General features: G+C 36.2%; 21 protein-coding genes. 14 read left to right on the top strand and 7 right to left on the bottom strand.

The window, feature by feature from the left end; genetic code table 11:
- Positions 1 to 274 precede the first annotated feature (274 nt).
- The 4 genes from EYD45_RS16090 (at position 275) to EYD45_RS16075 (ending at position 2,031) form a co-directional block, all read left to right on the top strand.
- Positions 275 to 709 (top strand): SRPBCC family protein, encoded by a 435-nt coding sequence (locus EYD45_RS16090; RefSeq protein ID WP_130965691.1) that lies wholly within the window; start codon positions 275 to 277, stop codon positions 707 to 709.
- Positions 699 to 1,025: an ArsR/SmtB family transcription factor gene (locus EYD45_RS16085; RefSeq protein ID WP_130965690.1), complete on the top strand. Its 327-nt coding sequence runs from the start codon at positions 699 to 701 to the stop codon at positions 1,023 to 1,025. Before EYD45_RS16090 ends, EYD45_RS16085 begins: the two co-directional genes overlap by 11 nt.
- Before the next feature lie 103 nt (positions 1,026 to 1,128).
- Positions 1,129 to 1,362: a thioredoxin family protein gene (locus EYD45_RS16080; RefSeq protein WP_130965689.1), complete on the top strand. Its 234-nt coding sequence runs from the start codon at positions 1,129 to 1,131 to the stop codon at positions 1,360 to 1,362.
- Positions 1,363 to 1,365: 3 nt separating this feature from the next.
- Positions 1,366 to 2,031 (top strand): MarR family winged helix-turn-helix transcriptional regulator, encoded by a 666-nt coding sequence (locus tag EYD45_RS16075; RefSeq protein WP_317127943.1) that lies wholly within the window; start codon positions 1,366 to 1,368, stop codon positions 2,029 to 2,031.
- Here EYD45_RS16075 and dnaE read toward each other — a convergent pair.
- Both dnaE and EYD45_RS16065 read right to left on the bottom strand, forming a co-directional pair.
- On the bottom strand, positions 2,028 to 6,413 hold the full coding sequence (gene dnaE / locus EYD45_RS16070; protein WP_130965688.1) for a DNA polymerase III subunit alpha: 4,386 nt from the start codon (positions 6,411 to 6,413) through the stop codon (positions 2,028 to 2,030). The genes EYD45_RS16075 and dnaE overlap by 4 nt on opposite strands.
- Positions 6,414 to 6,707: 294 nt before the next feature.
- Positions 6,708 to 7,292: a ferritin-like domain-containing protein gene (locus tag EYD45_RS16065; protein ID WP_317127942.1), complete on the bottom strand. Its 585-nt coding sequence runs from the start codon at positions 7,290 to 7,292 to the stop codon at positions 6,708 to 6,710.
- 65 nt (positions 7,293 to 7,357) lie between these two features.
- Between EYD45_RS16065 and EYD45_RS16060 the strand changes: the two genes are divergently transcribed.
- The 3 genes from EYD45_RS16060 (at position 7,358) to rimM (ending at position 9,703) form a co-directional block, all read left to right on the top strand.
- Positions 7,358 to 8,416 (top strand): lactonase family protein, encoded by a 1,059-nt coding sequence (locus EYD45_RS16060; RefSeq protein ID WP_130965686.1) that lies wholly within the window; start codon positions 7,358 to 7,360, stop codon positions 8,414 to 8,416.
- Positions 8,417 to 8,511: 95 nt separating this feature from the next.
- Positions 8,512 to 9,021, top strand: a complete 510-nt coding sequence (locus tag EYD45_RS16055; RefSeq protein ID WP_130965685.1) for a 30S ribosomal protein S16 — start codon at positions 8,512 to 8,514, stop codon at positions 9,019 to 9,021.
- A gap of 157 nt (positions 9,022 to 9,178) precedes the next feature.
- Positions 9,179 to 9,703: a ribosome maturation factor RimM gene (gene rimM, locus EYD45_RS16050; protein ID WP_130965684.1), complete on the top strand. Its 525-nt coding sequence runs from the start codon at positions 9,179 to 9,181 to the stop codon at positions 9,701 to 9,703.
- A 48-nt stretch (positions 9,704 to 9,751) separates the two neighbouring features.
- On the opposite strand, the gene EYD45_RS16045 is transcribed toward rimM, so the two are convergent.
- Positions 9,752 to 10,219: a DUF2383 domain-containing protein gene (locus EYD45_RS16045; RefSeq protein ID WP_130965683.1), complete on the bottom strand. Its 468-nt coding sequence runs from the start codon at positions 10,217 to 10,219 to the stop codon at positions 9,752 to 9,754.
- 441 nt (positions 10,220 to 10,660) lie between these two features.
- On the opposite strand from EYD45_RS16045, the gene EYD45_RS16040 reads away from it, so the two are divergent.
- The 7 genes from EYD45_RS16040 to EYD45_RS16010 all read left to right on the top strand — a co-directional run bounded on the left by EYD45_RS16040 (position 10,661) and on the right by EYD45_RS16010 (position 19,450).
- Positions 10,661 to 11,335: a tRNA1(Val) (adenine(37)-N6)-methyltransferase gene (locus tag EYD45_RS16040; protein ID WP_394343502.1), complete on the top strand. Its 675-nt coding sequence runs from the start codon at positions 10,661 to 10,663 to the stop codon at positions 11,333 to 11,335.
- Positions 11,336 to 11,442: 107 nt separating this feature from the next.
- The gene (locus EYD45_RS16035) at positions 11,443 to 12,621 is read left to right on the top strand and encodes an acyl-CoA dehydrogenase family protein (RefSeq protein ID WP_130965681.1); all 1,179 of its coding nucleotides are present in this window, start codon (positions 11,443 to 11,445) and stop codon (positions 12,619 to 12,621) included.
- Positions 12,622 to 12,778: 157 nt separating this feature from the next.
- Positions 12,779 to 16,237: a hypothetical protein gene (locus EYD45_RS16030; RefSeq protein ID WP_130965680.1), complete on the top strand. Its 3,459-nt coding sequence runs from the start codon at positions 12,779 to 12,781 to the stop codon at positions 16,235 to 16,237.
- A gap of 299 nt (positions 16,238 to 16,536) precedes the next feature.
- Positions 16,537 to 16,911 carry a hypothetical protein gene (locus tag EYD45_RS16025; protein WP_130965679.1) on the top strand — a complete coding sequence of 125 codons (375 nt, stop codon included), beginning with the start codon at positions 16,537 to 16,539 and terminating at the stop codon, positions 16,909 to 16,911.
- 96 nt (positions 16,912 to 17,007) lie between these two features.
- On the top strand, positions 17,008 to 17,724 hold the full coding sequence (locus tag EYD45_RS16020) for an SGNH/GDSL hydrolase family protein (RefSeq protein WP_130965678.1): 717 nt from the start codon (positions 17,008 to 17,010) through the stop codon (positions 17,722 to 17,724).
- A 31-nt stretch (positions 17,725 to 17,755) separates the two neighbouring features.
- A complete protein-coding gene (locus tag EYD45_RS16015; RefSeq protein WP_130965677.1) occupies positions 17,756 to 18,655 on the top strand; it encodes a metallophosphoesterase in 900 nt (299 codons plus the stop codon).
- Positions 18,656 to 19,450, top strand: a complete 795-nt coding sequence (locus tag EYD45_RS16010) for a DUF1853 family protein (RefSeq protein WP_130965676.1) — start codon at positions 18,656 to 18,658, stop codon at positions 19,448 to 19,450.
- Between the two features lie 44 nt (positions 19,451 to 19,494).
- On the opposite strand, the gene EYD45_RS16005 is transcribed toward EYD45_RS16010, so the two are convergent.
- The 4 genes from EYD45_RS16005 to EYD45_RS15990 form a co-directional block, all read right to left on the bottom strand.
- A complete protein-coding gene (locus tag EYD45_RS16005; RefSeq protein ID WP_130965675.1) occupies positions 19,495 to 19,833 on the bottom strand; it encodes a YegP family protein in 339 nt (112 codons plus the stop codon).
- Between the two features lie 57 nt (positions 19,834 to 19,890).
- Positions 19,891 to 20,223 (bottom strand): 2Fe-2S iron-sulfur cluster-binding family protein, encoded by a 333-nt coding sequence (locus EYD45_RS16000; RefSeq protein WP_130965674.1) that lies wholly within the window; start codon positions 20,221 to 20,223, stop codon positions 19,891 to 19,893.
- Positions 20,224 to 20,339: 116 nt separating this feature from the next.
- Positions 20,340 to 20,582 carry a NifU family protein gene (locus EYD45_RS15995; RefSeq protein WP_130965673.1) on the bottom strand — a complete coding sequence of 81 codons (243 nt, stop codon included), beginning with the start codon at positions 20,580 to 20,582 and terminating at the stop codon, positions 20,340 to 20,342.
- A gap of 3 nt (positions 20,583 to 20,585) precedes the next feature.
- The gene (locus EYD45_RS15990) at positions 20,586 to 21,722 is read right to left on the bottom strand and encodes an Mrp/NBP35 family ATP-binding protein (protein ID WP_130965672.1); all 1,137 of its coding nucleotides are present in this window, start codon (positions 21,720 to 21,722) and stop codon (positions 20,586 to 20,588) included.
- Positions 21,723 to 21,801: the final 79 nt, after the last annotated feature.

The raw sequence follows: 21,801 nt of genomic DNA, 5'->3' as shown, positions 1-21,801 counted from the left end.
TTGCTCGCATCTTTGCGGTTATACAAAGACAAACACCTTATGTGGATACATTAAGGTTCGTAGCTTAAATTTTAACAAATTTTTTTTGGTCGAATCATAGAATACGCGGGCATATCCGCCAAATCCAATACAAAATCCAAACTACAAACCATCCAATTTAAACAATTTCAAAACTTACCAGTCAACAATATGCAACCATAATGTTGCATATTTAAAATATTTGCCTTAGTTTAGCAACTATAAAGTTGCATATTAATCAAAAAACCGAACTATAATGAAGGATGTAATTACAAAAGAAGTGATATTCAATCACGACATAGACCAAGTGTGGAACGCCATAACCAAAGCCGAAGAAATCTCAACATGGTTTATCCCCGCTGATTTCAAAGCCAAAAAAGGATACAAATATCTGTTCACTTCACCCCCAAACGAAAAAGGATGCACTACCATAAGCGGACAAGTATTGGAGGCTAATCCTTATACCTTAATTTACACCTGGATTGAAGGTAGTACTAAAAATGTAGAAACTAAAGTGAAATGGGAGTTAGAGTCTGTTTCTAAAGGTACCAAACTTACTTTAATACATTCAGATATATCAAATTACAGAGGTGAAACTGCCATTGCTATGTTCGAAAGTTTTAATGGAGGTTGGGACAATTGTATTAACGGACTAACCAATTATTTAAAAGAAGAAGTGAATGCAGGATAACATCACAAAACTATTCAAGGCCATAGCAGACCCTACAAGGCGTGATATTTTCCACGCCTTGGTTATTGCTGCCTCAGCACTGTCCATCACTCAAATTTCAAACCAATTTGAGATGAGCCGTCAAGGCGTTACAAAACATATAAAAACACTAGAAGATGCCGGATTAGTTTACATCAAAACCCAAGGGCGCGAACGCTTTTGTAGCGCCAACCCGAAAGAATTACAAGAAGTCAATAAATGGTTGAAATTCTATGAGCAATTCTGGGATGATAAACTGGGAAGTTTAGGGGATTATTTGGATAAAAAATCAACTTAAAAAAATTATAAAATCATCTTAGGTTAAGAATTATTTTAAAAATATTTTATTTAGTTAGGAATCCTTACTATATTTGCATTGAATTAATTTAAAATCATACATCATGAGTAAATCCATTTTTTATCACGCAGGCTGTCCTGTTTGTGTTAGTGCAGAACATGACATTATTAACCTCATTGGAAAAGACAATGTAGAAGTAGTTCATTTTGGCGAAGACGCCTCAAGAATTCCTGAAGCCGAAAATGCAGGTGTTCAATCCGTACCCGCTTTAGTAACACCCAATGGAAATGTACTACACATCAACTTTGGGGCCTCTATGGCAGATGTAAAAGCCTAATTTTTGCATTTAATAGTTAGGATTGCTAACTTTGTCCCGCCAAAAGAAGGCGGGACATTTACATTTATGAGCGACAGTATTTTTAATCCCAGTCATCAAGAAAACGACATTTCCAGTAAAATCGTCGCTGGTTTGGAGCGTATTTCTGAAGCTTTTAAAGTATTACTTTGGGAAAAGGCAAAATCATTAGGTTTAAGCCCTATTCAGATTCAAATCCTGATTTTTATCAAGTATCACAAATTGGAGTTTTGCAGTGTGAGCCATTTAGCAAAGGAATTTAATGTGACCAAACCTACAATTAGTGATGCGGTTCGTGTATTACTTAAAAAGGAACTGATTAAAAAAGTGTTTTCTTCCTCCGATAGCCGAAGTTATGCCATTCAATTATCCGATACGGGAAAAGGTATTGTTTCAGAAACAGAAAACTTTGCAACCCCACTACAGAGTCAACTAGATAATTTAAACAATGATGATTTAGAGCAAACCTTCAACACCTTAAGTCAACTTATTTTTAAGCTAAATAAAATTGGTGTGTTAACGGTACAACGCACATGTTATGCTTGTAAATTCTATCAAAAAAATGACACGCAGCATTACTGCAATTTATTAGAAAAAAAACTACAAAACTCTGAAATTCGGATTGATTGCCCAGAGTTTATTGAAAGCTAATTCAACTTAAACCTAACATCCTGTGCTTCCAGCTCATTCAGTAATTCTTGACATACCTTCACCTTTTGCTTTCGACTGGGCATCGTTAATTTCATTTTATCTTTAGTGTCATACACCAAAAAGTTTAAGGTTTGGTTTCCAGGATGCATGTGCAACAACTCTTTTAACGCTATAATTTTTTGCTCTGTTAAATCTTCAATATCCACCTGAATAGACAGCTTTTTAGTATACTGCTCCATTACATCATGTAGTAGTTGAAAACTATTAAACTGTAATCGTGGATCGCTCTTTTTACCCGTATCCTTGTTTACCCAACCTTCGCGCACAAAGGTTTTTACAAATACAAAATTGTTTTGCAATAAAAAGTGCCGGTACTTTAAATATTCTTCTCCAAAAATCCGGAATTCGTAGCTATCCGTATAGTCTTCAATAGTAAATAATGCCCAACCTTTACCTTGCTTACTTACACGGTGTTGCACATCGGTTACTACACCTCCAAAAACCAATTCACGGTTCACATAAGGCTCCAAGTTATTGAACATACCTACTGTAGCGTTACAGAATGTTTTCATTTCGGTTTTAAAATCATCTAACGGATGCCCTGATATGTAAACACCAACTACCTCACGCTCTTTACTCAAGGTTTTCATGGTGCCCCACTCTTCGCAAGGTGGGACTTCGGGTTCTGGTATTTGCACTTCGCTGGCTTCTCCAAACAAACTTACCTGTGCTGAGTTCTCATTCTCTTTGTACTTTTGGGCATACTTAATCGCTTTTTCCAAAAAGGTAATACCATCGCCATCGTCATGAAAATACTGCGCGCGATGTGTATCGCCTAACCCATCAAAACCACCTGCCAATGCTAAGTTTTCAAATGCCTTTTTATTGGCCGCTCGCAAGTCAATACGCTTAGCCAAATCAAATATAGATTTGTAGTGTCCATCCTTTTTTCGGTTTTCCACAATCGTCATTACCGCACCATGACCAACGCCTTTTATTGCCCCCATTCCAAAACGTACCGCTCCATCTTTGTTTACCGAAAACTTGTAGTAACTCTCATTCACATCAGGCCCCAAAACATCCAATTTCATACGTTTACATTCTTCCATAAAGAAGGTAACCTGCTTAATATCATTCATATTATTGGATAGCACCGCCGCCATATATTCCGCAGGATAATGTGCCTTTAAATACGCCGTTTGGTAAGCAATCCAAGCATAACAGGTGGAGTGGGATTTGTTAAAAGCGTAACTCGCAAAGGCTTCCCAATCTTTCCAAACTTTTTCCAAAATTTTCGCATCATGTCCGTTGGCACTCGCTTGTTCGATAAATTTTGGTTTCATTTTATCCAAAACCGCAATCTGCTTTTTACCCATCGCTTTACGGAGGACATCTGCTTCACCTTTGGTAAAATCCGCCAAACTTTGTGACAGCAACATCACCTGCTCTTGATACACCGTAATACCATAAGTTTCCTTAAGGTATTCCTCCATGGCGGGCAAGTCGTATTCAATCTCCTCATCACCATGTTTTCTACGAACGAAACTTGGAATGTATTCCATTGGCCCCGGACGATACAAAGCGTTCATCGCAATTAAATCTTCAAACACCGTAGGTTTTAAATCACGAAGATGTTTTTGCATCCCAGGAGATTCGTATTGGAACACCCCTACCGTTTCACCTCTTTGGAATAAGGCGTATGTTTTTTCATCATCTAAAGGAAAACTTTCAGGATCGAGTTGAATATCGTGTTTTGCTTTAACGATTTTAACAGTGTCTTTAATTAAAGTCAGCGTTTTTAAACCCAAGAAATCCATTTTTAAAAGTCCTGCGTCTTCTACTACGGAGTTATCGAATTGTGTAACATATAAGTCAGAATCCTTTGCAGTGGCTACAGGAACGAATTTCGTAATATCATCTGGTGTAATAATCACACCACAAGCATGAATTCCTGTATTCCTTACTGAACCTTCCAAAGCTCTAGCCGTATTAACTGTTTCAGCTTCTAAATCACTTCCTTCGGAAATATTTAAAAGCTGATTGACTTTTTCTAAATCCTCGGCTCTAAATTTCTTGCCTAACTCCTTTTCATCTAAACCAAAAATCTTATTTAGCTTAGACATATTCGGAATTAACTTCGCAATTCTATCTGCATCAAACAAAGGTAAATCCAGTACCCGAGCCGTATCACGAATAGAAGATTTCGCTGCCATGGTACCGTAAGTAATGATTTGCGCCACCTGATTTGCACCGTATTTTTCAATCACATAATCCATCACACGACTTCGGCCTTCATCATCAAAATCAATGTCAATATCGGGCATACTAATACGATCTGGATTTAAGAAACGCTCAAAAAGCAAATCGTACTTCAATGGGTCGATGTTCGTAATCCAAAGGCAATATGCTGCAACGGAACCTGCCGCAGAACCACGCCCTGGACCTACCGACACATCCATATTTCGCGCTTCTCGAATAAAATCTTCAACAATTAAGAAATACCCTGGATAGCCCGTGTTTTCAATAACGCTAAGTTCAAAGTCTAATCGTTCTGTAACTTCTTCTGACAAAGGTTCGCCGTAGCGTTTTTTGGCGCCTTCATATACCAAATGTCTTAAGTAGGCATTTTCACCACGTTTGCCGCCATCAGCTAAATCCGCTTCATGTTTAAATTCGTCAGGAATATCAAAGGCGGGCAATAATACATCACGTGCTAATTGAAATGCTTCTACTTTATCAACGACCTCCTGAACGTTCAAGACGGCTTCAGGAATATCTCGAAACAGCGCCTTCATCTCTTCGGAAGACTTAAAATAGTACTCCTGATTTGGCAATCCGTAACGATACCCTCGCCCACGCCCTATTGGAGTCGCCTGTTTTTCACCATCTTTTACACAAAGTAAAATATCATGAGCATTAGCGTGTTCTTGTTTTTGATAATAGGTGTTATTGGTAGCTAGCAACTTTATATTATGCTTTTTTGCCAGCTTAATCAACGTTGGGTTTACACGATTTTCATCTTCTTGGTTATGGCGCATCAATTCTACATACAAATCGTCACCAAACTCGTTTTTCCACCAAATCAGCGCTTCCTCTGCTTGGTTTTCGCCAATGTTCAATACTTTACTTGGTACTTCGCCATATAGATTTCCTGTGAGCACAATCAAATCTTCTTTGTACTGCTGAATCAATTTTTTATCAATTCTAGGCAAATAATAAAAGCCATCCACAAAGGCGTGAGACGATAGTTTTGCTAAATTATGATAGCCATTTTTGTTTTTTGCCAAAAGCACAATTTGATACCCGTTGTCTTTTCTGGTTTTATCAGTATGGTCTTCACAAACAAAAAACTCGCAACCCACTATTGGTTTTATCAATTTTGCATCGGTAGATTCTCCCTTCTCTTCCGCTTCAGCAATTTTAGCTTTGATACCACTATTAACCTTATTGACCGCATTTACAAAATGAAATGCACCCATCATATTCGCATGATCGGTTAACGCCACTGCTGGCATATTATGTTCTGCCGCCGCACTTACTAGATCAGAAACACTCATAGTGGATTGCAGCACAGAGAATTGCGAATGGTTATGCAAATGCACAAAATCAACCCCAGCTAAATCAGATGCGTTTTGCTGAATATCCTCCAGAGATATTCCAGATTTGGCCTTTTCAATACGTTCTCGAATTTCAGCACTCGCCTTTTTAAGATTTATGTGCTTTAATCCGATAGTTTTTATCGTCTCAGGATTCTCTTCCTTAAAGTTCTCGAAATAATCGGGTTGAACATCCAGTTGTTCCTTGGTATATTCGCCCAAACGGACTAACTCCAAAAAACACCGTGTTGTGGCTTCCACATCGGCGGTGGCATTATGCGCTTCAGCAAAAGGCTCATTGAATAAAAACTCATGAAGTTCTGTTAACGTCGGCAATTTAAATTTACCATACCGTCCTCCGGGAATCTGACATAACTGTGCTGTATGTTCGGTACAGGTATCTAAAACTGGGAGTTCCTGTAATGGGTTTTGAACATTTCCCCGAACAAATTCCGCACCCATTATATTTAAATCGAACTTTACATTCTGACCAACCACAAACTTGGTTTTCCCTAAAACTTCATTAAACTTCTCTAAAACCTCATCTAACGGCACACCTTGTTCTTCAGCCAACTCGGTAGAAATACCATGAATTTTTTCGGCATCATATGGAATATTAAACCCGTCTGGTTTTACCAAATAATCCTGCTGATCGATACAATTCCCCATGGCATCGTGTAATTGCCATGCAATTTGTATACACCTTGGCCAATTGTCAACATCGGTAATAGGTGCGTCCCAACGCTTTGGCAAACCTGTGGTTTCAGTATCGAAGATTAAGTACATTCTTTAAGTTTGTTAGTTGAATTGTGTAACTGTTGCGTCGTAAATATCGAGCTTATAAAAATAGGTAGAATTTCTACTTTTTTAAAGTGGAGTTATTAAGAGTTGTGAACAAAAAAGTGCCTTAACTTTTAGTGAGTAAAGACACTATTTATAATTCTCAATAAGAACTAATTAATAGCAGTGTAAAACTAATAGATTTACCAATAACACAACATACCTGATTCTAGGTATTTTACATTAAAAAAGCCCTCCCCAAAACGGAGAAGGCTTTTTGCTTACTAACCAAAATAATGTTTATGACACTAATTCTTCTTGTCTCTTAACAGACTCTAAAGTAGTTTTTATAGCGTTTCGCTGCTTAAATAATAGCGCATCAATTGTCGCTGGTAATGATCTGTCTCGTAACATATCATAATATGCATCTAAACTGTTTTCTTCACCTCTAATGACTTCTTCCAAAATGGCTTCTTCATCATTTGTAGCGAATAAGCTTTTTAGCGACATCCAGTTTCTGTGTACAATACCTTTAATACTTCCAGAATCTTTTGGTGTGTCACCAAATCTTTCGATTTCAACTTTTAATTCTCTGGCAAATTCACTGCGCTCTTTTGACATTCTTTCAAAGAATCTCTCTAGTCGGTGATTATCCACATTTTCGGCTGCATTTTTATAGCCTTTTTCAGCATCGTAATTCTTAATTAATAATTCATTTAATTTTTTTGAAATTTCTTCAGTGTACTTCATGTTTATCATTTTCATTTTAAATTTCAATAAGTTTTTTAAAGATGCGTATTGTTTCACATCTACACCATTAATATAAGGGCAAACACCAGGTTTGTCAAGGGATTTAACAGGGTTTGTGATAGTTTTAAGATTCATTAACACCTACAGCCATCATTTAAGATAATTTATCATAAATTAGATGTTTAAAATTTAACAGCACCATGAAATTCATAATCCACCTAACGCTTTTAGTATTTTGTCTGAAATGCTATTCTCAAACATCTCCACTCTACGTAGGCACTTATACCAAAGGAAACAGCAAAGGCATTTACCAATTAAATTTTAATACTGAAACAGGTGAATTAAGTGATTTAAAACTAGCTATCCCAATTGACAATCCATCTTTTTTAACGTATTCTCCAGACCGGAAGTACCTATATTCTACCAATGGTAGTGAAAGCGGTTTTATTTCGTCTTATAAAATAAAGGATGATGGTAGTTTGCAGTTATTAACCCGCGTAAGTAGCAAAGGTAAAGGCCCCTGTCATATCTCAATTCGGCAAGATGGACAAGCAGTATCTGTATCGAACTACGTAGGAGGTAGTATTGCCATATATTCAGTAAACGAAGACGGGAGTTTAGCCGAGGCCTCCCAGGTATTTAATCAAAGTAATAGTGAAAGAGCCTCTCATGCGCATTCGTCTTTATTTTTTAAGGATGAGCTGTTTGTAGCCGATTTAGGAAGAAATGCCTTGTTTCAATATGTATTGCAAAACGACCAGTATCAATTAAAATCTGATGGTCTTATTAAAACTAAAGGCAACCCTGGACCGCGACATTTTAAGTTTACAAAAGACGGTAATTTCATATATGTTATTAATGAATATGGCGCTACCATTACTTCTATAAAAAGAACGAAGAAAGGGTTTAAACAAATTGATAAAGACAATACGCTAGAGCCAGGTTTTACTGAATTTAATAAATGTGCAGACATCCACATATCTGAAGATGAACGTTTTATTTATGGCTCAAACCGAGGTGAAAATACCATTGCTGTTTTTGAGCGCAATACAAAAAATGGAAAACTTAACAAAATACAAAGTATGTCCGTTCATGGCGATTGGCCACGAAATTTTACAATAGATCCAACAGGGAAATTCTTATTAGTAGCCAATATGAGAACTGAAAATATTGCAGTTTTTAGTATTAACAAAAGCAATGGCAAGCTTACTTACCTGCATGATTTTAAGGTTCCTGAACCTGTTTGTCTATTATTTTAAATTCGCTTTTAATAAAGTACTGGTTTTTAAAAAAATATGGTATATTTGCGCCCTCATTAATAACCGAGGTCGGGAACCTCAAATAATTAATTATTATGCCAGTAAAAATTAGATTACAAAGACACGGTAAAAAAGGAAAACCTTATTACTGGATCGTAGCAGCGGATTCACGCTCAAAAAGAGATGGTAAATACCTTGAAAAACTAGGTGCTTACAATCCAAACACCAACCCAGCAACTGTAGAATTAAACGTTGATGGAGCTGTACAATGGTTACAAAATGGTGCGCAACCTACCGATACAGCTAGAACACTTTTATCTTATAAAGGTGCTATGTTAAAAAATCATCTTGCAGGTGGTGTTAAAAAAGGTGCTTTAACTGAAGAACAAGCTGAAGAGAAATTTAAAGCTTGGTTAGAAGAAAAAGAAGCTAAAATTCAAGCAAAGGCTGACGGACTATCTGAAGCCGAAGCAAAAGCAAAAGCCGATGCATTAGCTGCTGAAAAAGCGGTAAATGAAGCAAGAATAGCTGCAGCTGTTCCTGTTGTTGAAGCAGAGGAAGATGCTCCTGCTGCCGAAGCAGAAGCTTCGAACGAAGAAGAATAAAAAACTATTTTTTATACTTTTAAGCTCCGATAGAAATATCGGAGTTTTTTATTTAAATCCATATTTGTGTCATGCTGAATTCATTTCAGCATCTCCTGTTTTTTACTGAGCAAAGAGACCCTGAAACAAACTCAGGATGACCAATTATTAATTTGACATGAAAAAAGAAGACTGCTTCTATTTAGGAAAAATTGTAAAAAAATACAGCTTTAAAGGCGAAGTTCTGGCTAAACTCGATACTGACCAGCCGGAACTATACGAAAACCTTGATGCTATTTTCTTGGAGTTGAGAAAAAATCTAGTACCTTTTTTTATAGAGCGGTCGCAACTGCACAAATCAGAGCTACTTCGTTTAAAATTTGAGGACGTAGATACTGAAGCTGATGCAGACGCCATTATGAAAAGTGAGTTATATCTGCCCCTCGACTTATTACCTAAACTAGAAGGTAACAAATTCTATTTTCATGAAGTCATCGGATTTAAAATTACAGATAAAAACTTCGGCGAGGTTGGCATAATTAAGTCCATAAATGACTCAACCGCTCAGGCGCTTTTTGAAATTGACAGAAACGGAACCGAGATTCTTATTCCAATGAATGATGAGTTTATTATTGAGGTAAACCGAACAAATAAAACTATTTTAGTTGAAGCACCTGAGGGCTTGATTGATTTATACATTTAAAAAAAGCCACCTATTTTAGGCAGCTTTCCAAAAATGTAAAATCTTGTTTTAAAGGTTAGCAATAAGTTGCTGGTTTGTGTTAGACAAACCGTCTTTATATCTCATATAGCCTATAGAGCGTCCAATTATTTTTCGTTGTTCTTTCAGAAGTTTAACCAAACCTTCATGGAATTCGTAACTATTCAGAACATTATTGTAATGCGTCAAACAAATACTTTTAATTCTGTTTATTTCAGTAAATAAAAAGCGTGCATTTTTAGAAGCTAAAATCTTTTTAAAATCGGGCCAATTAATTTTTGTGTTTGTATCAGAGTAATCCGGTATGCCACCCATCATTCTAATTTCCGCTCCTAGATACCTACAAAATTCATTACGCTCAAAAGCCCGAGCCCTAAAAAATTGCTTTAATTCTTCATTGCTAGTTGCCTCAAGCGCTTCCAAATACGATTTTTCAGCTATATGATTTATCTTCAACAATTCATTAAGTTGCCAGATGTTTTGATTTTGTTGTGCCATAGTTTTAAGTTTAGTTTTAGTTGATTTAGTGGGATAACTTCTTTTCAATTTCAAATAATAAAAAGCAATTGTAAAAGTGATAATTACAAATCACCCTATACTATTCAATAATTATTAGCATTACTTATTTACGAATGAAAAGAGATGACCAATTACCAAGACAAGAAACGCGCTGGTAAAGCTTGAAAAACGCTTTTTAAATAAAATTAGCCTCCTATTTCATTAAACCGTCTGAATCGAAGCATTAATATAATGATTTTATCGTTATTCTCCATATTTTATCGTTAAACTGCATAAAAATTTTAAATAATTACCTTTTATCAAAGACAGAACGAAGAGAATTTCAGGTTATATTTACCATGTATTACTTAAGACCTTATTTTGATGAGCGTTGCTCCCTTTCTATTTAAAAAATTTAGAGTTAACCAAGACCGATGCGCAATGAAAGTTGGTACCGACAGCGTGCTTCTAGGTGTTTGGACTTCCTTGGAGAAAAAACCGTTTTCCATATTAGATGTTGGTGCAGGCACTGGAGTTTTATCCTTAATATTGGCGCAAAGAAGTAGCGCTACATCTGAAACTGTTGGGATTATAGATGCGTTAGAGATTGATGAAAACGCTTATGAGCAATGTGTTGAAAACTTTGAGCAGTCCCCTTGGGGAGATACATTGTTTTGTTACCATGCTTCTTTAGATGAGTTTACTAAAGAAATTGAGGATAAATATGATTTAATTATTTGTAATCCTCCGTTTTATTCAGAAGATTTTAAGACAGAAAACAAACAAAGGGATTTAGCTAGGTTTCAAGACGCGATGCCATTTGGGCACTTAATAGAAAGCGTGTCAAAATTATTATCAGAGGTAGGTACTTTTAATGTGGTTATTCCATTTAAAGAGGAAGGGTATTTTATTGAATTAGCTGCTACGTTTAAACTATTTCCTAAGAAGATACTTAGGATAAAAGGCAATCCCAGTTCCGATATAAAACGAAGCTTAATAGAATTCTCGTTTCGCAAAAGTGAACCTATAATTGATAGCTTAGTCATTGAAACCAAACGGCATCAATATACAAATGACTATATTAATTTGACGAAAGATTTCTATTTGAAAATGTAAACTAGTTAGGTTTGACACTGTTACCGTTATTAAACTATTCCTAAAAAAATAAGTTTTTTATTCGATATTTTCAATAAATTTGCATTAAACCTGAAGAATCCGAAATTATGAAGCCAGATTTATTCGAAGCCCCTGATTACTACAATTTAGATGAATTACTCACTGATGAGCATAAATTAGTTAGAAACGCTGCCCGTGATTGGGTAAAACGTGATGTTTCTCCTATCATAGAAGAATATGCGCAAAAGGCAGAATTCCCAAAACAGATTATTGGAGGTTTAGCTGAAATTGGTGCTTTCGGCCCCTATATCCCCATGGAGTATGGTGGTGCAGGGTTAGACCAAATTAGTTATGGTTTAATCATGCAGGAAATAGAGCGTGGTGATTCTGGCGTACGTTCCACAGCCTCAGTACAATCATCCTTGGTGATGTATCCTATTTGGAAATATGGCAATGAAGAACAACGCCAAAAATATTTACCAAAACTAGCCAGTGGCGAATGGATGGGGTGCTTCGGATTAACCGAACCAGACCATGGCAGTAACCCGGGAGGTATGACAACAAATTTTAAGGATATGGGAGACCATTATCTTTTAAATGGAGCCAAACTTTGGATTAGTAACGCGCCTTTTGCGCAGGTTGCCGTGGTTTGGGCAAAAAATGAAGAGGGCAGAATACATGGACTAATTGTAGAACGTGGTATGGATGGGTTTACTACGCCAGAAACCCACAACAAATGGTCGCTTCGTGCATCGGCAACTGGAGAACTTATTTTTGATAATGTAAAAGTGCCCAAAGAAAATTTACTACCCAACAAATCTGGATTAGGCGCGCCTCTAGGATGTTTAGACTCTGCAAGATATGGTATTGCTTGGGGTGCTATTGGTGCTGCTATGGATTGTTATGATACTGCTTTGCGCTACAGTAAAGAACGCATCCAATTTGGTAAACCTATTGGCCAATTTCAACTACAACAAAAGAAGCTTGCAGAGATGATTACCGAAATTACCAAGGCACAACTTCTAGCATGGAGATTGGGCGTAATGCGTGAAAATGGTACAGCTACTTCCGCACAAATATCCATGGCAAAACGCAATAATGTTGAAATGGCAATTAATATCGCACGAGAAGCCAGACAAATGCTTGGTGGCATGGGAATTACTGGAGAATACTCCGTTATGCGCCATTCCATGAATTTAGAAAGTGTCATTACTTATGAAGGCACACATGATATTCATTTATTAATTACAGGATTGGATATTACTGGACTGAATGCTTTTAAATAAGCTTCTTTTTACTTCTTGAAGTATCAATTTCACTACATCGTTTTAGTATATTTTCTAGCTATAACATGACTTTTGACATGTTTTTTAAAGGAATGTCAATTTACTTTTGCTTTTGAATATCGTTGTATTCATTTACCATTCAATAGTATAAAGTATCATGAAAGATTCAAGAAAAGACATTATCCAGTTTACCAACCTACAATTAGCCGCATTAGGGCAACCTACTTTCAAAGATAAAGATGATAGCGCGATTAAATTCTGTGACCCAGAATTTGAAAAAACTACCAAGCCATTAATCATGAGCTTGCGGGAAAAGTCAAGACTGTTAGCCGATCATTTATCACCAGCTGATACGAGGATTCAAAACTTTATTGACCGTTATCTAAAAGATGTATCTATTGACAAACCCTATAAATTACCTAATAACACACTAATACTTTCTAAAAAAGGACAAGCAAGAGAGGTTAGTCTACCACCTGATGGCAATTCATTTGAAAGTGATTTAGTCAACTCTAAACGCTTAAAACAAGGTATCTTGAACAACCCATTACATGATAAACGTACTACTAAAGGAACGTTTCATATTGTTGAAGGTCCATTGCCTGTACCATTGGACAAAAAAGAAGTGCCTCGAGTAGTTTTAGCACATTTTATAAATGAAGCGTTCAAACCCTCGGATGATTTAAATACGTTACCATTTACATCAAACCAGGAAGAAAAAGCAAAAACCATGGTGTCTATGCTTTTAAGACCAACAGTTTGCCCAGAAGTAAAAGGTGTAGTTACCAAAAAATCTTTAGAGGTGCGCTTTTTTACACCAGGAAACTTAGCTAGTAATTTAGACTTCGTTGAGAATATATTTGGTAATGCTGGCAACCCAAATTTAGCACATAATGATGCTGCTTTAGATCCAGAACACTGGACAGGACATACAGGATGCATTATTTTAGCGCCTCAACTTTTAAAGCTGAAAAAGAAAGAGGTGGGATTACCTCATTTTGATGACGCTACAGATCGTCAAAAAAAGGATGGCATGTGCTGGAAAGATGAAAATGAGTTGTATAATGACGGCGGTGCATTTAAAATTACGTGTAGAGATGACAGCGGAGTCGTAGTTACTTTGATTGCCGATAACTACTACGGGTATTCTAAAAAAGAGATTAAAACACAAATTAGCTACTCCGCTAACTTATATGGTGTTTTAGAAGAAGAACACGCTGGTGGCGCCATAGCTTACGCAAGACGTGTGATGGGGGATACCGTTAATTGCGAAGATTACAAAGTGTATTACGGATTAGATCATACCATTGAAGATGTTAAAACTTTATTAGGAGATCGTATTGAGGTACAACCAGAAAACTATGCTATAGATAAAACCTACCCAAATATCATTTATATTCCTGAGTCATCTTATTTTGATACTAACACCAATAGTATTTCCTGGAATTACAAGGGAGAAGAACAACGATTAAAGCTATCGCCTTTTAAAACTTATATACATCCATCAGGCAATAAACTTCGGTTAGAAAAACATAAATCCATCGATTTATGGCGTATGATTGAGACTTACCCAGAAGGTGTGTTTTGTCATAAACCTTGTACGGTTTCTGGTGGTGGTAAATCTGAGATTTCAAAATCCATGCAAAATGCCATTACATATAGCAACTTCAATATTCACAATATAGAAGAAGACTTTAAAAAGGCTGATGAAATTATAGAATTTAATTATTCAACTCGCTGGAAAGATAAAACTATTAAAAGACCAAAATCCAGATCATTATTAAGTGAAAAACGAACCTTAGGTTCTGTCGTAAAATTGTTAACACCATCTGAAGAAAACTCGGATGAATTTAACGAATGGTTAGAAAATATCCCAGTACATGTGCGCTCTTTAATATTGTTTGTTAAACGTTTATTTAGACAAGCCCATGGCGCTAACCTAAACTGGAAAGACATGATGTCTGTTGAAACGATAAACGGTGTAAAAGGCACATCTTTAATTTATAATAACAACCCTGTGGTTGGAAGTTATGTAAGAATAGGTTTTAACCAAGAAGGCAACTGGATGTTAAATAAATTACGCTCTGATTTTTCGGCTTCAGAAAAAATTCAAACTGAAGACGATATTTCAGCATCTATTACGCTTCCAAGAAATCAGTTTAAAAACTTAAACCCCGAATATCCAAATAAAAGTGTAAAAGTTCTTATAAACTGTGAAGCACATTTATTTCAAAGACCAGATGAAGCCATTGTACGTGGTTATGACAAAGGTGCGGAATTAGATATTATTTCGGATGGTAGATTTTTAACTAACTATGAAATGTTAACCAAAAAAGATGCTATTGAAATATACGAAGACACTATCAATTACGATAAATACACCCAACCTGTTCAAGACTTCATAAAAGAAATTATTGACAGCGATGATGAAGATATACAGTTTGTATTACCATCGCACCCAAGAATTATTGAGGATGGTTTACCTACTAAGAATCCACGTTATTTAGAGCCAAACAAGTTTTATAATGAAACTGAGGCGTCTTACATCTCAGATATGGGTGTGCGCTTAAAGCGAAAAATTAAATTAGAAGATCCAGTCATCCATACTGTAAATGCAGTGTTACCCGGTAGAAGAAATAATCCTGTAGATAAAAAAGCAGGTATAAGACCTTTAGCGGTCTATAACCCAATTCATTATCAAGAAACTCCAGAATTATTTATGGATTTTATCTGTAGTTTAACTGGTAAATCACCATCAACAACAGGTGCAGGATCCGAGGGTGCTTTAACAAAGGCTCCATTTAATATGTTGACACCAACAACTGATTTAAATAATGCTTTACTATCTCACATCCTAACAGAATCGAACGGATTTAGTACCGCTGCAGGTTATGTTGGTGCAGAAAACAAGATAGACCATGACGTAAGCTTATTGATACCCGAAATATGGGCTAGAATGGCTCCTGAGGATAGAGACCCTATTAACCTAATTAAGGTTGGTGCTCTTGAAAAATTGGAGGATTTTGAGTATGACGGACAAAAAGTATTGGCTAGTAGATTAGGTTACAGAATTACTGAGAAATTTAATTTACTATGCTTAAATAGAATTTTTGATGAACCTACCGCGGTATTTAGTGAACGTATGCTGAAACCAGAATTACAAGGTATGGACGATTATGTTGATGGTATAAATAATATTACCGAAGCACAACAAAAAGTAGCACTAAACTATTTTGCTGATGGTAGTATTGAAGCTGCTATTCCTCCTCTGAAAATTTTATTGCACATCATGGCTTATGGCGAATATGATGGTAAAGATATTAGCGATCCAGAATTGCGTAAATTCTTTGATAGAGACTATGTTGTAAAGAGTGATTGGTATGCTGAACGTTTAAAATTGAAGCAGCAAAAAGATATTGGTTTTTATGACACCCAAATAAGTTATTTAGAGGATTTTATTGCTAATGAAGACAATAAAACCCTTGTTTCTGAAATGCGAATTGAGGACAAATTGAAATCTGTAAAAGCATCTTATGCAGAAGTGAAATCTGATGACTACCTAAAAAGTTTAGTAGGTACCATTGGAGCCGACCCTCTGTATAGAAAAAGTAATTAGTAAGAAGTTAATTGATTTTTAGTTTTTTAGTATTCTGGGTGATATAATCATTAGATTATCACCCAGATTTTTTCTCAAACAATTGTTCTAAGTATATTTAATAAAAACAGAACAGTATTACACACGCAATTGGGCATGAACATTCCTGCCGAAAGTATTGAGAGAACTTATTACCAACGCCTATTGGTAATGCCGTACAACTGCCTTACCCTATGCAAATAGGCACAGGATCTTTTGGTGCAAGACTTGGATTGACTTATTTAGGACAATTCGACAAATTTTCTTGAGGACATCAGATAATGGGGTTTATAAACCTGAAAGATAACGACCAAGACTATAAATTTGGTAATCGCTACAGTTTTAACAACTGGATTGCTGCCAAAGCTGGAGACAATTTAAGTGTTTTAATAAGATTGCAAGCACCTCTTTTTGATGAGATCGATGGCACTAGCCCATTGTTAAACCCGATGATGGCAACTACTGCGGATACTGTAATCTCTGGTGGAACCTTTATAAACTCTGGATTTGGATTAAACTATATAAACAAATATGGTGATTTAAAAGGGTTAAGATTTGCTAGGGAAATAAGCACACCCGTTTATCAAGACTTAAACGGCATACAGCTAAAACAGAATTGTAACTTTATGTTTGGGTTGCAATACGCCATGCATTAAATACGTTTTACCTCACAGTTAAGAAGCGTTTCAATATTATAACGCTTTTTTATTGGTTTTAATTTAGAATTTAAAACCGTATCTTTAAAATAAAAAATGAAATTGAAAAATCTTCTTCTAAACCTTTGTTTAGTCCTTTTTTTATGCGCGGGCTGTACTTCAAACTCACAAGAAAATGACCAGCCAGTAATGGAAAGTACTACACCTTTAAAGATTATTTCTTTGGGTGACAGTTACACCATTGGAGAAAGCGTTTGCAGTACTTGTAGGTTTCCAGAGCAGTTAAAGGATAGCATAAAACACAAAACTGGAAATCCAGATATAGACCTGAAAGTTATCGCAACAACAGGCTGGACTACCAGTGCTTTACTAAATGCGCTAAACGAAGAAACTATAGAAGAAAATTACGATTTGGCCACCTTATTAATCGGGGTTAACAATCAGTTTCAAGGCAGACCCTTTGAGCAATTTGAAACACAGTTCCCAAAGCTAGCCAATAAAGCCATATCCTATACCAAAGGGGTGAAGAAAAACTTAATAGTGGTTTCCATTCCAGACTATGCCTTCACTCCTTATGGTGCTGGTAGAGAAAGCATATCCAATGGCATCGATAAATACAACGATTTTATCGAAAATTACTGCAACGAAAACGGAATAACATACGTTTATATTACGGATATTACCAGGAAAGGTTTAGATGAACCCGACTTAATAGCCAGTGACCGTTTACACCCATCAACCTTGGCTTACTCAAAATTTGTTAGTCGTATTTTACCTCTTGCGCTTGAAAAAATTGGCTATAATGGTAACTAATTTACCTATATTAGCCTAAACACTTTTAGGCATGTTTTCTTCTAAAAAACGTTTAAATAACGCATACAAAAATGCTAAAGTTGTCGATTTTGATGACGAGAGTAAATTTATTTTGTTTAGTGATTGCCACCGTGGCGACAATAGTTTCGCTGATGATTTTGCCAATAATCGCAACATCTATTTTCACGCACTAAAGCATTATTATGCAGAAGGTTTTCAGTATTTCGAATTGGGCGATGGCGACGAATTATGGGAAAACCTATCGTTTGAATCTATTTTAAATGCCCATAAAAATGTATTCATGTTAATGAAGTTGTTTCATAAGGATAATCGTTTACACATGATTTGGGGCAATCATGATATGGTCTACCGAAACCCTGATTATGTAAAGAAGCACCTTTCCACGTATTTTGACCCAAAAGTTGGTGAAGATGTTGAACTTTTTGGAAACATCACCTATCATGAAGGCATTGTTTTAAAGCATTGTTCTACTGGACAAGAATTATTTTTAACACATGGGCATCAAGCTGATTGGTGGAATTACCTATTTTGGAAATGGAGTCGTTTTATGGTACGTGTGCTTTGGAAACCCTTAAACGTAATGGGAATTGCAGACCCTACTAGTCCTGCGAAAAACTACAAAGAACTTATTAAGGTAGAGCGCAGAACCAAAAAGTGGATTGCTGAAAACGGCAACCTTTTAACCATTGCTGGACATACACATCGCCCAAGATTCCCAGAACCTGGAGACATTGCATTTTTTAATGATGGAAGCTGTGTACACCCTAGAAGCATTACAGGACTGGAAATTGAAAATGGCGAAATCTCTTTGATTAAATGGCAGATTGCCACCAAAGACGATGGTACTTTGCAGATCGTTAGAGTGTTGCTGGAAGGCCCACGGAAATTGGAGGATTACAAAACCGATTAAATGCTTCAAAAAAGATACAAAGGCTTTTTAAATACACCTTGCCTTTGGCATAATAATTCAGTACACGGTTTAAAGCAGTTTGAAATCTCTTCCCTGCATCATAAAATTGATATTTCCATTGATGAAACCATACGTCTAGGAAAATATGTAGAACGTTTAATTTCGTTTGAATTACGGCAACAAGATGCCATTAAGGTTGTAGCCGAAAATATTCAAATTCAAAAAAACAATGGCACTCTGGGTGAGTTGGATTGTTTGCTTTTAAAAGACGACAAGCCCATTCATTTAGAAATTATTTATAAATTCTATTTGTATGACACTTCTATTGGCGCTTCGGAAATTGAACACTTTATTGGTCCGAATAGGAAAGATTCCCTGATTGAAAAATTAAATAAACTCAAGGACAAGCAACTACCTTTGCTCTATTCTGATGCTTGCCAAAAGTATTTGGACAGATTTAATCTTGATGCACAAGACATGACGCAGCAAGTCTATTTTAAGGCACAACTTTTTTTACCATACAACAATAAAAATACGAAACTCAAAACCCTGAATACCGATTGTATAGCTGGATTTTACGTTAATAAGAATGAATTGAATAATTTTAAAGATTGTAAATTTTTTATCCCTACAAAAAAAGATTGGCTAATAGAACCTTACAGCAACGTTGATTGGTTAAATTTTGAAACTTTTAAAGAAACAACTAAAAATTACTTTGAGCAAAAATTTTCCACATTATGCTGGATGAAGCGCAATACTGGTACCATTGAGAAAGTATTTTTAGTTTGGTGGTAGTCTTCCAGAAAGCTATTAGTTGAAATTAAACCTAGAGCCCGGTATTACATGACATAAACCTCGTTATCTATTTTAACCTTATTGATGCCCATTTTAATTAAGGAAATGGAATGCTCCATTGCGCCAACATTTAAATAACTTTCACTCGTTCCAATTACTTCACCATCAATATGATTCTTAAACACAAAATAATGACTCCCGCATTGGGCTTTTAGTCTTTGATAGTTTTTATCCACTCTAGAATGTGTTCTTAAAAAATCAGCTTTCTCTAAACATTTGCGTTTAGAAATATAAGGTTCGCTAAAAAAAGTGATGCGATTATTTGGTTTTAAATAAAACCTGTAATTATTAAATCTGTCCTTATAAATTTTTAGAAATGTCATTAATCTGAATGCGATTAATTATATGACACAAAATTTGCTATGAAGTCACACTGCAAATCAACTCTCAGGAGCCAGTTCTACCTCAAGACCCTCCATATCTGGCGTCATCTGTATTTGGCAACCTAATCGGCTATTATCGCGCACACCAAAGGCTTCAGATAGCATAGCTTCTTCGTCGTCGCTCTTTTCAGGAAGTTCAGTTTCGCTATGCACATAACACTGGCAAGAGGCGCACATAGCCATCCCACCGCAAACCCCAATGGTACCCTCAGGTGCTAGCTCGTAAGAACGAACTACTTCCATTAAATTCATGGCCATATCCGTGGGTGCTACAATTTCGTGGGTTACACCATCTCTATCGGTTATCTTGATATTTATATCTTGACTCATTTGAAAAATTATTGTTACGCTAGATGCAATACATTTTGCGTGCCAAAAGTATTATTTATTCTGGGATTTTTCTAAAAAAATATGATGAAGTAATGGGATTTTAATCGTAGCGCAGTTTATGCCTCAATATTTATAACTTTCTCAATCTGTGGCGCATGCTTCTTTATGGTCATTTCTACACCTGATTTCAAAGTCATCTGATTGACACTACATCCAACACAGGCACCTTGCAATTGCACTTTTACCAATTTATCCTCCTCAATTGATAATAGAGATATGTCCCCTCCGTCACTTTGCAAAAAAGGACGAATTTCATCCAAGGCTTTTTCAACATTTGATTTGATTTCTTCTGTAGTCATGTCTTATTTTTTTACAGCTGAACATCCAGCCATCGTGGTGATTTTTATTGCTTCGGTTGGTGGTAAATTTTCGTTTCTTCGTACTACCTCCTGCACTACATTTTGGGTTAAAGCTTCAAAAGCTTTTTCTAAAGGAGTTGCGGTTTGCATTGCTGCAGGCCGACCAACATCTCCTGCTTCCCTGATGCTCTGTACCAACGGAATCTCTCCCAAAAATGGGACTTTCAAATCTTCTGCTAGATTTTTTGCTCCTTTCTTTCCAAAGATATGATACTTGTTGTCTGGCAGCTCTTCTGGTGTAAAATACGCCATATTTTCAATAATTCCTAAAACAGGTACTTGAATACTATCCTGTTGAAACATCGCCACACCTTTTTTAGCATCAGCCAAAGCAATATTCTGCGGTGTACTAACGACTACTGCTCCAGTAATTGGTAACGATTGCATAATGCTTAAATGGATATCGCCTGTTCCAGGAGGCAGATCCAATAACAAGAAATCCAATTCGCCCCAATGTGCATCAAAAATCATTTGGTTTAAGGCTTTTGCCGCCATAGGCCCGCGCCATACTACTGCTTGATTTGGTTGCGTAAAAAAACCGATAGATAGTACCTTTACACCATAATTCTCAATAGGCTTCATTTTAGATTTTCCGTCAATATTTACCGCCAAAGGTTTTTCAGCCTCCACATCAAACATAATAGGAATTGAAGGCCCGTAAATATCAGCATCTAAAACACCTACCTTAAAACCCATTTTGGATAAAGACACCGCCAAATTAGCGGTAACGGTAGATTTACCTACACCGCCTTTACCTGACGCTACTGCGACTATATTTTGAATTCCTGGAATTGGTTTTCCTTTGATAACATTTGTTTTAGGTTTAGCTGGTGCTTCTACCTTTACATTTACTGTAATCTTTGCCTTTTCGTATACTTTCTCATGAATGGTTTTAAGGATATCCACTTCAGTACGCTTTTTGGCCTGTAAACTTGGGTTTTTAATAGTAATGTCTACAATAACCTCATCTGCAAATGTTACCACATTCTTTACAGCGCCACTTTCCACCATATTTTGTCCTTCTCCAGGAACAGTAATGGTTTCTAAAGCCTTTAGTATATCTTGTTTATTTAATTTCATTTTTCCTATTAAGAATCATTCTAAGTGCAAAGATAGGCAATAATGACAGAAGACAGATGATGCAAGTTAGAAGATTTAT

The organism is Hyunsoonleella flava (assembly GCF_004310325.1).
In the GTDB taxonomy this organism is placed as follows: domain Bacteria; phylum Bacteroidota; class Bacteroidia; order Flavobacteriales; family Flavobacteriaceae; genus Jejuia; species Jejuia flava.
This window is presented reverse-complemented; position numbering and strand designations above follow the sequence as displayed.